We start from the raw sequence: 11,658 nt of genomic DNA, 5'->3' as shown, positions 1-11,658 counted from the left end.
CCGACAAGGAATAGGTTCCCGGCACGCATCCAGCGGCGGTTCCCCGGCCATTCAGGCAGGGGAACCGCCGCCGTTGTTTCCGCACACAGTTTGTGTGCACCGGCTCCACGTTCTCGACCCGGTGCTAGCCTGCCAGTGGAATCACTGTCCCTCCCCGGAGGGGAAATCCACGGCCCCAGCGGGTTATTTCGTTTTCGTTGACGCTCTAAAGGAGCAGCCATGAACTTCTTCGAAGTACTATGGTCGATCGTTGCGGTCTTCTTTGTTTTCGCGTATTTGATCCTGCTTTTCCAGATCTTCGTGGACCTGTTCCGCGATGACAGCCTCAACGGCTGGGCGAAGGCAGTCTGGATCTTCTTCCTGCTCTTCGTTCCCTACCTGACCGCCCTGGTGTACGTCATTGCCCGTGGCAGCGGCATGGCCGCCCGGAGCGCACGCCGCGCCAGTGAATCGGAGGAACAGGCCGCGGCATACATTCGGCGCACAGCGGGAACCCAGAACGCTGCTGAGCAAATCAGCTCGGCTAAATCCCTTCTCGATGAAGGGCTCATCACCAACGACGAGTTCGGCCGGCTCAAGGAGAAAGCCCTGGCCTGACGGACGGCGCATCCGAATGCGGACACGTTCCGCAAGCCGGCATTACGCGGGCACCGCATCAAGCGGTGTCCGCGTTCTTCTGCCCAGCACCTCCAGGACCACGATGAATCCCACCAGCACCAGGGCGATGCCCGCCGTTATCCCGGCGCTGAGGCCCGGCAGGAAGAGCACGAGCACGGTGATCCCGGCGGCAACCGCCTGGTACACCCGCTGGTGCCGCATGGCCCAGGGCTGCCACCGCGACGGGCTGGCAGCAGCAGAGAGCACCAGGACGGCCAGCAGGGCAAGAACGAAGACCGTTCGCAGCGCTGCGGCGAGGGGGTCAAGGAACGCGTTGCTGAGGACAAGCGCAGCATCGGGTGAGACTGCGGCACTAGTGCCGAGCGAGTCCACGCCGGCCTGCTGGACGAACCGCAGGAGAAGCACGGTTGCCAGGGCTGCTGCGGCGCTGGAAATGCTGATCACCAGGCCGGACCGAAGCCGCCGGCCCCGCGGGGCAATCAGTACTGCTGCCGCGGCCGCGGCAGCAGTAAGCCAGGGGAGAACCGCAGCAATCCTTCCGAGCGTATCCAGGGCGGACAGTGCCGAAGCCAAACCGGGGGCGTTGAACACCGTGTAGTTCCCGCCGGTGTCGTCCGGAATTACCGAAGCCGCTGACACACCCTGCGCCAGGAGCCGGGACTTGACCTCCCCGATCATGGCGGTGGTGGAAACAGTGATATCCCCGTTGGAGGCGATCGATGCCATGCCGCCCGGATCATCCTCGACTGCGCGGACCAGCAGTTCATGTGCCCTGCGGTTCGCGTCCACCCAGAGGGTTGCAAAAGCCTGGCTGGAGACGGCCCGGGAAACAGTACTGTCGATGAGCGAATTCGTACGGTCGGCGATAACCGGTGCCAGTGCTGCGGAGAGGGCCTGCGACGCCCGCGAGTCATCCAGGTTGGACAAGGCATCACTGACAGCGGTGTTCACATCGAGCCGGCTGGTGACCTGGTCGCCTATTTGTTCTGAGAGATCCGCCTGTACCGCCGGGTCCTGGATCACCGGGCCTACGACGGCTACATAGCGGTCAGTGTTCGCCACGAGGCTTCCGGCGTAGCCGGCGGCCACCGAAGCGACGAGCAGCAGCGCGGCAAGGATGCCAAGGACAGTGGAGGTGACCCGCCGCCAGGGTGGTGCATCCGGCCTGGGAACGCCGGGTTTGGGGGCAGTGCCGTAACGCGTACTCGGTGCCATGGGAAGGCCTTCCGCCGCTGTTAGCTTCTTCCCGTCAGGATATTCCCTCTTCAGGGCGCCAGCTACGGCACGCCCAAATCCGCCCGGAGTGTGGCGTTCAGCCCTTGTCCCCGCGCACCATGCCCAGCAGCCGGTTGAAGATGCCCTCGCCGTCGTCGGCGATCCCGTCGTGGTGGAACTCATCCGTTTCCCACACCTGCAGGCCCTGCACTGCTGCCGCGGTCTCCATGGACAGATCACGGTCCACGTAGATGTCATCCGTGTATACGGCAGCGGCAACGGGCACGGTGTTGGCAGCGAGCTGCCGGCGGTCGTACAGGTCCGGCCAGTCGGACTTGGCTGCCAGGAGGTCCGCGGTCTGTTGCAGGGGACGCAGGGCCGGATCCTCCTCGAAGTACCAGGGGTAGACCATTTCGCCGGTGTACAGCGGCTCTGCGGCATCGGGCTGGAAGTCGGGACGGGACTGCAGCACCCGCCAGGCGGCCCAGTTCGTGGCCTGGCCCTGGCCGTAGATCGACTCATGCATCAGCGCATACAGGGGGTTGGTGGAACGTTCAGCGAGCTGCCGGAGGCCGGCGAGGAACGTGTCGGAAAGGCGCAGGCCGTCAGCGGTCTGCAGAAAGGCTTCTTCCAGCAGATGGTGCAGCCCGTCCATGCGGGTGTTGCCGCCAAGGTAGGAGCCGGCCATCTGGAAGCGACGGGGCGTGAGCCGGGTGCCGTCGGGGAGATATTCGGAAACCGACTCCAGATGCCGGGCGATCCGCGTGGTGAGTGCCCGGTCCCCGGGATACTTCGCAAAGTACTCCGCATTACGGGCAGCCACCCGGTTGAACGTCGCCTGATACACCCGGTCTGCGGGTCCCCACAGGGGTGCCAGACCACCGGTTATCAGCGCTTCCTTCAGGCCTTCAGGAGCAAAGGAAAGGTATGTCAGCGCGCAGAATCCCCCGTAGGACTGGCCATAAATGCTCCACGGTCCGGAGCCGAGGGCAGACCGGATGAGCTCGGCGTCGGCGACGATGGAGTCGGCCCGGAAATGGGCCAGGTACTCCGCCTGCGCTTCCGCGCTCCCGCGCTGAGCGAGGGTCTGCCGATTGGCGGGAGTGGAGAGCCCGGTGCCGCGCTGGTCAAGCATCAGGATGCGGAAGCGGCGGGATGCGGCTTTCGTCCAGCCGCCAAGCTGCAGCAGCCGGTTGCCCTTTCCGCCGGGACCGCCCTGCAGGTACAGCAGCCAGGGCAGCTCGCCGGCGGCCGCCACCGCGGGGTCTGAGTACTCGCGGGCAAAGACGGTGATCTGCTCGCCGTCAGGGGCGGAGTGGTCCAGCGGCACTGTGAACCGGTGCTCCACTACCCGCATGCCGCGGACGGAAACCGGTTCCGAAGCAGTGTGCGGAACGCTCATGCTTCCCCGCGGGTGCCGAAGTCCTCCAGCGCTTCACCGGTCAGGCGGTAGGTGGTCCACTCATCCATCGGCTGGGCGCCCAGGGACTTGTAGAACAGGATGGAGGGTTCGTTCCAGTTCAGGACGGTCCATTCAACCCGGGCGTAGCCGCGCTCGACGGCGGTCTGTGCCAGGGCACGCAGCAAGGCCTTCCCGTAGCCGCGGCCGCGCGTCTCGGGCCTGACGTAGAGGTCTTCCAGCCAGATGCCGTGGACGCCTTCCCAGGTGGAGTAGTTCAGGAACCAGAGGGCGAAACCCTGAACGGTGCCTTCGTCCTCCAGCACGTGGGCGAAGACAGCGGGGTGGTCGCCGAAGAGGTGCTGTTCCAGTGCCTGCGGAGTGTTCTTGACCGCGTCCGGTTCCTTTTCATAGACGGCCAGCTCATGAATGAGCTCAAGGATTACCGGAACATCGTCTCTGCGCGCAGCTCGAATTTGCATGGTTTCCAGCCTAGTCCAGCCGGCCGGCGTGAATCACGCGGATGACGGGTGTGCCGGCTTCATCGGAGGCGGCGAGGTCCACCTCCGCGTTGATGCCCCAGTCCAGGTGGCCGGCCGGATCCTTGAAGATCTGCCGTACCTCCCACTTTCCGGGCTGTTCCTTGATGATCAGCAGGGACGGCCCGCGCGCGTCGGGGCCGTCGTCAATGTCGTCGTGTTCATCGAAGTACGCGTCCAGCACGTCGGCCCACCGGCCGGCGTCCCAGCCGGAACCGCCGTCCAGGGCACCGAGCGCGGCGTCGTCCTCGTCCGCAAAGAGCTTCACGCGCTGGAACATCTCGTTGCGCACCATAACCCGGAAGGCCCGGGTGTTGCCGGTGAGCTTTTCCGGCGCCGGCGGCAGGACCGGTTCGCTGCCGGCGGAGGAGTCAATGCCGGCGGCGAGTTCCTCCCACTCGTCAAGCAGCGAGGAGTCGGTCTGCCGGACCAGTTCACCCAGCCATTCGATGATGTCCGAGAGGTCTTCGCGGAGCGCTTCCGGCGGAACGGTCTGCAGCAGGGCCTTGTAGCAGTCCGCGAGGTAGCGCAGCACGACGCCCTCGGAACGGGCCAGGGAGTAGAACGCCACGTACTCGCTGAAACTCATGGCACGTTCATACATGTCCCTTACCACCGACTTGGGTGTCAGTTCGAAGTCGCCCAGCCACGGGGCGCCGGAACGGTAGACCTCGAAGGACTGGAACAGGAGGTCTGCCAGCGGCTGCGGATAGGTGATCTCTTCCAGCAGGGCCATCCGCTGCTCGTACTCGATGCCTTCGGACTTCATGGCTGCCACGGCTTCGCCGCGTGCCTTTTTCTCTTGGGCGGAGAGGATCTGGCGAGGCTTCTCGAGTGTCGCTTCGATGACCGAGACGACGTCGAGCGCGTAGGACGGGCTCTCCGGGTCCAGGATCTCCAGGGCTGCCATGGCGAACGGGGAGAGCGGCTGGTTCAGTGCGAAGTTCGGCTGCAGGTGCACCTTCAGCCGCACGGTGCGGCCGTCCGGATCCGGCTCAGGCAGCTTTTCAACAATCCCGGCGGTCTTCAGTTCACGGTAGATGCCAAGTGCCTTGCGCATCAGGCGCAGCTGGGAGGCCCGGGTCTCGTGGTTGTGCGTCAGCAGCCGCTTGGCTGCAGCGAAGGGATCCCCGGGACGCTCCAGGATGTTCAGCAGCATGGCATGGGTGACGTTGAAGCTGGAGGTCAGGGGCTCAGGGGTACCTTCGACCAGTTTCTTGTACGTCGGCTCTCCCCAGGACACGAACCCGGCCTGAGGCTTCTTCTTCACCACCTGGCGGAGCTTCTTCTGGTCATCGCCGAACTTGGCTTTGGCCTTGGCCATCGCCTTGGCGTTCTCGATCACGTGCTCCGGTGCCTGGACCACAACGGTGCCGGCCGTGTCGTATCCGGCGCGGCCGGCGCGCCCGGCGATCTGGTGGAACTCCCGCACGTTCAGCGGACGGGTGCGCACGCCGTCGTACTTGGACAGTGCCGTGATCAGCACGGTGCGGATCGGCACGTTGATGCCGACGCCCAGCGTGTCAGTGCCGCAGATGACCTTCAGCAGCCCGGCCTGGGCCAGCTGCTCAACCAGCCGGCGGTACTTGGGCAGCATGCCTGCATGGTGCACGCCAATGCCGTGGCGCACCAGCCGGTTCAGGGTCTTGCCGAACCCGGGGGCGAACCTGAAACCGGCAATCAGCTCGGCAATCCGGTCCTTCTCCTCGCGTGTGCAGACGTTGATGCTCATCAGTGCCTGGGCACGGTCGATCGCTTCGATCTGGGAGAAGTGCACTACGTAAACCGGAACCTGTTTGGTCGCGAGCAGTTCCTCAAGCGATTCCTGCACGGGGGTCTCAACGTAGTAGTAGTGCAGGGGAATGGGCCGCTGAACGGAGGACACCGTGACAGTGTCGCGGTTAGTGGACTTGGAGAGGTCCGTGCTGATCCGGGTCATGTCGCCGAGGGTGGCGGACATCAGCAGGAACTGAGCCTGCGGCAGTTCCAGCAGCGGCACCTGCCAGGCCCAGCCGCGCTGCGGATCGGAGTAGAAGTGGAACTCGTCCATGATGACGGTGCCGATGTCCGCGTCGGCGCCTTCGCGCAGGGCAATGTTGGCCAGGATCTCCGCGGTGCAGCAGATGATGGGGGCGTCCTTGTTGACGGATGAGTCGCCGGTCACCATGCCGACGTTCTCTGCTCCGAAAATGTCGCAGAGCGCGAAGAACTTCTCCGAGACGAGTGCCTTGATCGGAGCGGTGTAGTAGCTGCGCTCATCCAGTGCCATCGCGTAGTAGTGCGCCGCGATGGCCACCATCGACTTGCCCGAACCTGTTGGGGTAGCAAGGATGACGTTGTTCCCGGTAACCAGCTCCATCACGGCTTCGTCCTGTGCCGGGTAGAGGGACATGCCGCGTCCTTCCACCCACTCGAGGAAGGACGTGTAAACCTCGTCCGGATCGATGGTCGTGGTTCCGCTGGCTGCCGCGGGAAGCGAATCAAGTAGTTTCATCTCACCTACCAGCCTAGCCCGGCGGCAAAAATCACCCGCCGCCGTTCCCGGAGGGCGTACGACGGCGCTGTTAGGCTCGCAGGCATGAAATGGGACCCGGAACGCTACACACAGTTCGCAGACCACCGCGACCGGCCGTTTTTCGACCTCGCGGCCCGGATCGGTGCCGGGGAGCCGGACACGGAGCCGGCCTGGGCCGCGGACCTGGGCTGCGGGACCGGGGCGCTCACCGCGGTGCTGGCCGAACGGTGGCCGGGAAGCCCGGTAACCGGCATCGATTCCTCTGCGGACATGATCCGGAATGCGAAGGCCCGCTCGAAAAACAACCTCAGCTTTGCCCAGGGGCAAATCCAGGACTGGGAGCCGGGACCGGGAGCCGGTGTCCTGCTCTCCAATGCTGCGCTGCAATGGGTACCGGGACATCAGGAGCTGCTCACGCGCTGGGCCAAGGCCATGGATCCGGGATCCTGGATCGCCGTCCAGGTTCCGGGGAACTTCGGAGCGCCGTCCCACGCCCTGATGCGGGAACTGGCGGCCAGCCCGCGTTTTGCGCCCGCGCTCGCAGGGGTGCTGCGCGGCACCGATTCAGTGGCCGAGCCCGGGGAATACCTGGAGCTGTTCCTGGACGCGGGTTTCGACGCGGATGTCTGGGAGACCACGTACGTCCAGGTCCTCACCGGACCGGATCCCGTGCTGGACTGGGTCCGCGGCACGGCTCTCCGCCCCGTCATCGCTGCCCTGGATCCGCAGGACTACCAGGCCTTCGAAGCGGAATACGGTGCGCTGCTGCGGCAGGCATATCCAGCAAAGCCGTGGGGAACCGTTCTGCCGTTCCGCCGGATCTTCATGGTGGGCCGGAAAAGCTGAGCAGAATTCCGGCCCGGCCAACGGCCAGGGGGGGCCGGCGGGCCTACCAGCCGCGTTCCTTCCATTCGGCCAGGTGCGGACGTTCCTCGCCAAGGGTGGTTCCGGCCCCGTGGCCCGGGTGCACCAGGGTGTCATCCGGGAACTGTTCGAATATACGTTCGACTACGTCGTTGTAGAGCGCCGTGAAGCGTTCGGGATCCTTCTGGGTGTTTCCCACTCCGCCGGGGAACAGGGAGTCGCCGGTGAACAGGTGCGCCGGGCCCTCCGGGTCCCGGTAGACCAGGGCTACCGAGCCGGGGGTGTGGCCGCGCAGGGCGATGACTTCCAAATCGAACCCGTCAAAGTCCAGCACGTCTCCGTGGGAAAGCGGTACGTCCGTTGGCACCTCAATGTCTGCCGTGTCCGCTCCGCCGGCAGCGGTACGGGCGCCGGTAACGGCTTTGGCTTCCGCGAGGGCCCGCACATGGTCCCAGTGGCTGTGCGTCGTGATGATCATCTGCACCGCGGCCCGGCCCGCAGCGCTGTCGGCTGCTCCGGCGTCGAGCAGTTCCTGAATGCGCGGGAAATCATCTGCGGCATCAATGAGCACCTGGGCGCCCGAGTTCTTGGCGGTGAGCACATAGACGTTGTTGTCCATGGAGCCAACCGAGGCGCGGCGAATCGAAACGTTCCTGGTATCCAGCATGGCGCCAGTCTAAACGTCTCCGGCGGCCCGCCGCAGGACAGGCGGGCTGCGTGTCCGGTGATACCTTGCCGCCGGGCCGCGCCGGGCGTACGTTCAGATGGTGCCGGAACGCCCCGGCAGTTCCGGGAGGATACGTGCTTCTTAGGCTCGTTCGCGAAAACCTGGCCCCGTACAAAGGTGCGGTAGCCGCCGTCGTTATCCTGCAGTTCCTGCAGACCGCCGCCACTTTGTTCCTGCCCACGCTCAACGCGGACATTATCGACCAGGGCGTGGTGAAGGGCGACACCGCCACGATCATGAACATCGGCGGCTGGATGCTCGCGGTCACGGCCGGCCAGGTGGTCTGCTCCGTCGCGGCCACCTTCTACGCGGCCCGCACCGCCATGCGCGTGGGACGGAACGTCCGCCGTTCCCTTTTCACCAACGTGGAGACCTTCTCTGCGCGTGAAGTGGGACTGTTCGGGGCTCCGTCGCTCATCACCCGGACCACCAATGACGTGCAGCAGGTGCAGATGTCCCTGCTGATGACCATGACCATGATGGTTTCCGCCCCGATCATGGGCGTGGGCGGGGTACTGCTTGCCCTTGACCAGGACATCCCGCTCTCCGGGATCCTGCTGCTGATCCTCCCGGTCCTGGTGATCATCATCGGGCTCGTGCTGCGCCGGCTGGTGCCGCTGTTCCGGCGGGCGCAGAAACAGATCGACCGGGTCAACGGAGTGCTCCGCGAACAGATTATGGGAATCGCGGTCATCCGCGCCTTCGTGCGCGAGCGTACGGAGAAGCAGCGGTTCGACGGCGCCAACCAGGACCTCACCGGTACCCAGCTGCGGGTGAGCCAGCACCTGGCCCTGCTGTTTCCTGCCACCATGCTGGTCGCAAACCTCGCCACGGTCGCCGTGGTGTGGCTAGGTGCTTTCCGGATCGACGCCGGGCAGATGCAGATCGGTGCGCTCACGGCGTTCATCGCCTACATCATGCAGATCCTGATGGCAGTGATGATGTCCATGTTCATGATCATGATGCTGCCCCGGGCGGCGGTCTGTGCCGAGCGGATCTATGAGGTGCTGGATACCAGGACCAGCGTCCGGGACGCCGAGGATGCCGGCGCGCTGGTGTACGACGGCGGCCGGCTGGCCTTCTCCGGCGTGGGGTTCACCTACCCCGGCGCAGAGGACCCCGTCCTGCAGGACATCACCTTTGAGGCCGAGCCGGGACAGACGACCGCCATCATCGGTTCAACCGGAGCGGGAAAGTCCACGCTGCTGAACCTGGTGCCGCGGCTGCTGGATCCCACGGAAGGGAGCATCAGCATCGACGGACAGGACACGGCAGCCGTGACCCTGCATTCACTGCGCCAGGGGATTGGCCTGGTGCCGCAGCGTGCACATCTTTTCTCCGGCACCATCGCCTCCAATCTGCGCTTCGGGAAGCCCGGCGCCACGGACGAGGAACTGTGGGAAGCGCTGGAGATTGCCCAGGCCGCCGATTTTGTCCGGGCGGCCGAAGGCGGGCTCGACCACGAAGTGGAGCAGGGCGGCGGCAACTTCTCCGGCGGACAGCGCCAGCGGCTCGCCATCGCGAGGGCACTGGTGGTCCAGCCGGCCATCTACCTGTTCGATGACAGCTTCTCCGCACTGGACTTCACCACGGACGCCCGGCTGCGCGCAGCCCTGAAACAGCGGACTGCCCACGCCACGGTGGTTGTGGTTGCCCAGCGGGTGAACACCATTACCGACGCCGCACGGATCATCGTCCTGGAGGAAGGGCGGATCGCCGGCATGGGCACCCATGCGGAACTGCTGGAAGCGAACCCGGCGTACCGTGAGATCGTCTCCTCGCAGTACACACCCGAGGAGGCGCTGTGAGCATGCACGGCCGCGGCGGCCCGGCAGCCAGGCCGGCCAGCTTCAAGGCTTCCACGGCACGGCTGCTTCGCCTGCTGTCCCCGGATACCTGGCGGGCAGCAGCGGTGCTGTTCTTCGGCGTCGTCTCCGTGGCGCTCGCGGTCACCGCCCCCAAGGTCCTCGGTGATGCCACCAACGTGATTTTCGACGGCGTGATTGGCGCTTCGCTGCCGCCGGGTGTGTCCAAGGCTGACCAGGTGGAGGCGCTGCGGGCTGCAGGGGAGACGCAGCTGGCGGACATGCTCGCCGCCATGGACGCCGTTCCGGGGGAGGGCATCAACTTCACTTCCCTGGGCATGCTGCTGATGGCTGTGCTCGCCATTTACCTGGCGTCTTTCTTTTTCGGCTGGGCGCAGGCACGCGTAACGGCGCGGATAGTGCAGAACGCCATGTACCGGCTGCGCCGGGACGTGGATGCCAAGCTCTTCCGCCTGCCCATGTCCCATTTCCAGCAGCAGTCCCGCGGAGACGTCCTGAGCCGGGTGACCAACGACATCGACAACCTGGCGCAGACCCTGTCGCAGAGCATTACCCAGGTCATCACCTCCGTGCTCACGATCGTGGGGGTGCTGGGGATGATGCTCTGGATTTCCCCGCTACTTGCCCTGATCGCTGTGCTCACGGTGCCGGTCTCGGCTTTGGTGACCGTCCTGATCGCCCGGCGCTCGCAGGTGCAGTTCAAGGCCCAGTGGAAGACCACCGGGGAAGTCAACGGCTACATCGAGGAAATGTTCACCGGCCAGGACGTGGTGAAGGCCTTCGGGCAGCAGGAGCGCGTGGTGGAAGGATTCCTCCCCGGCAACGAACGGCTCTACGAATCGTCGTTCCGGGCGCAGTTCGTCTCCGGCATCATCATGCCGACCATGACCTTCATATCGAACCTGAACTACGTTGCCGTTGCCGTCGTCGGCGGCATCCAGGTGGCCGGCGGGGCACTGTCCATCGGAGGCGTCCAGGCGTTCGTGCAGTACAGCCGCCAGTTCAGCCAGCCGCTGGGCCAGCTGGGCGGACTGATCAACATGCTGCAGTCCGGCCTGGCCTCCGCGGAACGTGTGTTTGCCCTGCTCGACGCAAAGGAAATCGAGCCGGACCCCAAAGACCCTGTTCGGCTGGGGCGGGTGCGCGGGGACGTTGCCTTCCGGCACGTCAGCTTCTCCTACTCGCCCGAGGCTCCGCTGATCCATGACCTCTCCTTCGAGGCCAGGCCCGGACAGACTGTGGCGATCGTCGGACCGACCGGGGCCGGCAAGACCACCCTGGTGAACCTGCTGATGCGCTTCTATGACGTGGACTCCGGAGAAATCCTGCTGGACGGCGTCAACACCATGTCCATGACGAGGGACGACGTCCGGCGCAGCATCGGGATGGTGCTCCAGGACGCCTGGCTTTTCGAGGGCACCGTCCGGGAGAACCTCGCCTACGGTGCGCCGGACGCCACCGATGAGCAAATCGTTGAGGCCGCGAAGGCTACGCACGTGGACCACTTTGTCCGCTCCCTCCCGGAGGGCTATGACACGGTCCTAAGCGCGGACGGCGGATCGCTGAGCCAGGGGCAGCGCCAGCTCATCACCATAGCCCGGGCATGGCTGGCCAACCCGGCTATCCTGGTGCTGGACGAAGCGACCAGCTCGGTGGACACGCGCACCGAAGTCGCGATCCGGCTGGCTATGGGAGCACTGCGCGAAGCCCGCACCAGTTTTGTCATCGCCCACCGCCTGTCCACCATCCGCGACGCTGACGTCATCCTGGCGGTTCGGGACGGGCAGATCGTGGAGCAGGGCACCCATGAAGCCCTGCTGGAAGCAGGGGGGTTCTACGCGCAGCTCTACCAGTCCCAGTTCAGCGAACCGGCTGCCAGCGCTGACGCACCGGATTAGTCCCTGCCTCCGCTCCGCTTCGGGCGCGCCGTGGCAAGATGGACCAGGAACCGGACC

9 protein-coding genes are annotated in these 11,658 nt (G+C 65.4%); 4 read left to right on the top strand and 5 right to left on the bottom strand.

Features of this window, described 5'->3' with window-relative positions:
* Positions 1-219: 219 nt before the first annotated feature.
* A complete protein-coding gene (locus NGB94_RS10350; RefSeq protein WP_325790547.1) occupies positions 220-597 on the top strand; it encodes a hypothetical protein in 378 nt (125 codons plus the stop codon).
* 42 nt (positions 598-639) lie between these two features.
* Here NGB94_RS10350 and NGB94_RS10345 read toward each other — a convergent pair whose 3' ends face one another.
* The 4 genes from NGB94_RS10345 to NGB94_RS10330 form a co-directional block, all read right to left on the bottom strand.
* Entirely contained in the window at positions 640-1,833 is a 1,194-nt protein-coding gene (locus NGB94_RS10345) for a hypothetical protein (protein WP_325790546.1), read from the bottom strand.
* A gap of 97 nt (positions 1,834-1,930) precedes the next feature.
* Positions 1,931-3,235, bottom strand: coding sequence for an alpha/beta fold hydrolase (locus NGB94_RS10340; protein WP_325790545.1), 1,305 nt, complete (start codon positions 3,233-3,235; stop codon positions 1,931-1,933).
* Positions 3,232-3,714 carry a GNAT family N-acetyltransferase gene (locus NGB94_RS10335; protein ID WP_325790544.1) on the bottom strand — a complete coding sequence of 161 codons (483 nt, stop codon included), beginning with the start codon at positions 3,712-3,714 and terminating at the stop codon, positions 3,232-3,234. Before NGB94_RS10335 ends, NGB94_RS10340 begins: the two co-directional genes overlap by 4 nt.
* 10 nt (positions 3,715-3,724) lie before the next feature.
* Positions 3,725-6,265: a DEAD/DEAH box helicase gene (locus NGB94_RS10330; protein ID WP_325790543.1), complete on the bottom strand. Its 2,541-nt coding sequence runs from the start codon at positions 6,263-6,265 to the stop codon at positions 3,725-3,727.
* An 84-nt stretch (positions 6,266-6,349) separates the two neighbouring features.
* Here NGB94_RS10330 and NGB94_RS10325 point away from each other — a divergent pair, with 84 nt between their 5' ends.
* Entirely contained in the window at positions 6,350-7,132 is a 783-nt protein-coding gene (locus tag NGB94_RS10325) for a trans-aconitate 2-methyltransferase (RefSeq protein ID WP_325790542.1), read from the top strand.
* Positions 7,133-7,175: 43 nt separating this feature from the next.
* Here NGB94_RS10325 and NGB94_RS10320 read toward each other — a convergent pair whose 3' ends face one another.
* Positions 7,176-7,817 carry an MBL fold metallo-hydrolase gene (locus tag NGB94_RS10320; protein WP_325790541.1) on the bottom strand — a complete coding sequence of 214 codons (642 nt, stop codon included), beginning with the start codon at positions 7,815-7,817 and terminating at the stop codon, positions 7,176-7,178.
* A gap of 134 nt (positions 7,818-7,951) precedes the next feature.
* On the opposite strand from NGB94_RS10320, the gene NGB94_RS10315 reads away from it, so the two are divergent.
* Together NGB94_RS10315 and NGB94_RS10310 are read left to right on the top strand one after the other, a co-directional pair.
* Entirely contained in the window at positions 7,952-9,685 is a 1,734-nt protein-coding gene (locus NGB94_RS10315) for an ABC transporter ATP-binding protein (protein ID WP_325790539.1), read from the top strand.
* A 2-nt stretch (positions 9,686-9,687) separates the two neighbouring features.
* Positions 9,688-11,601 (top strand): ABC transporter ATP-binding protein, encoded by a 1,914-nt coding sequence (locus NGB94_RS10310; protein WP_325790646.1) that lies wholly within the window; start codon positions 9,688-9,690, stop codon positions 11,599-11,601.
* Positions 11,602-11,658: the final 57 nt, after the last annotated feature.

The sequence above is a fragment of the Arthrobacter koreensis genome, assembly GCF_035792275.1.
Lineage (GTDB): Bacteria > Actinomycetota > Actinomycetes > Actinomycetales > Micrococcaceae > Arthrobacter_B > Arthrobacter_B koreensis_A.
This window is presented reverse-complemented; position numbering and strand designations above follow the sequence as displayed.

Coding starts and splice junctions, on each gene's coding strand:
- NGB94_RS10350 (WP_325790547.1), top strand. CDS start 220: ATGAACTTCTTCGAAGTACTATGGTCGATCGTTGCGGTCTTCTTTGTT.
- NGB94_RS10345 (WP_325790546.1), bottom strand. CDS start 1,833: ATGGCACCGAGTACGCGTTACGGCACTGCCCCCAAACCCGGCGTTCCC.
- NGB94_RS10340 (WP_325790545.1), bottom strand. CDS start 3,235: ATGAGCGTTCCGCACACTGCTTCGGAACCGGTTTCCGTCCGCGGCATG.
- NGB94_RS10335 (WP_325790544.1), bottom strand. CDS start 3,714: ATGCAAATTCGAGCTGCGCGCAGAGACGATGTTCCGGTAATCCTTGAG.
- NGB94_RS10330 (WP_325790543.1), bottom strand. CDS start 6,265: ATGAAACTACTTGATTCGCTTCCCGCGGCAGCCAGCGGAACCACGACC.
- NGB94_RS10325 (WP_325790542.1), top strand. CDS start 6,350: ATGAAATGGGACCCGGAACGCTACACACAGTTCGCAGACCACCGCGAC.
- NGB94_RS10320 (WP_325790541.1), bottom strand. CDS start 7,817: ATGCTGGATACCAGGAACGTTTCGATTCGCCGCGCCTCGGTTGGCTCC.
- NGB94_RS10310 (WP_325790646.1), top strand. CDS start 9,688: ATGCACGGCCGCGGCGGCCCGGCAGCCAGGCCGGCCAGCTTCAAGGCT.